This window comes from Rhodococcus sp. APC 3903, from assembly GCF_030407755.1.
GTDB classification, from domain to species: Bacteria; Actinomycetota; Actinomycetes; order Mycobacteriales; family Mycobacteriaceae; genus Rhodococcus_F; species Rhodococcus_F erythropolis.
The window spans coordinates 1-502 of sequence record NZ_JASDCV010000105.1 but is presented as its reverse complement, the minus strand read 5'-3'; the positions used below and the strand labels follow the sequence as shown (position 1 = coordinate 502).

Here is a 502-nt window from a genome sequence, read left to right as displayed (position 1 = left end):
CGGGTGGAATCTCATCGGATTCGAACACTCGCTCCAAGGTCGCGATGACGTTCCGCACTTTCGTGGTCGTCGCCTCCACCCCCGACGCGGCAGCCAACAGTAGGTCGATACAGCGAGGGAGCGCTTCGTCCGGCATGCCCTTCGGTGGTGATTCGCAGAACGCCACGATCAGCGCGGCGTGCTCGAAGGAGCAGTCCCCGTCATCGAACCGGGCCGTCACCGCGGGAAACGGCCGTAGCGCCGCACCCAGGGCGGCGATCTTCTTCCCGTCCCGGATTTGCAGCATCGTGTTCGCCGCCAACCAGGCACCGACCCCGCGGCTGGCGATCACCTGATCATCCGGGCGCATTGAGAGTTCGTCCACCGCCGCCACCCGAACGGCCTCGAGACGAAGAATCTCCGCGCTCGCCGACACCGCAGCAGCACGCAACTCAGAAGCAGACAACTGCCACAGGCGTCCGCGCAACCCCACCGCAGAACCCGACACCACATCCGACAACAG

At 65.5% G+C, this 502-nt stretch carries 1 protein-coding gene; it reads right to left on the bottom strand.

Annotated features, from left to right (window positions below; all coding sequences use genetic code 11):
- Positions 1-502: DUF222 domain-containing protein (locus QMA15_RS32730; protein ID WP_290289394.1), on the bottom strand; the 502-nt coding region annotated here is incomplete at both ends.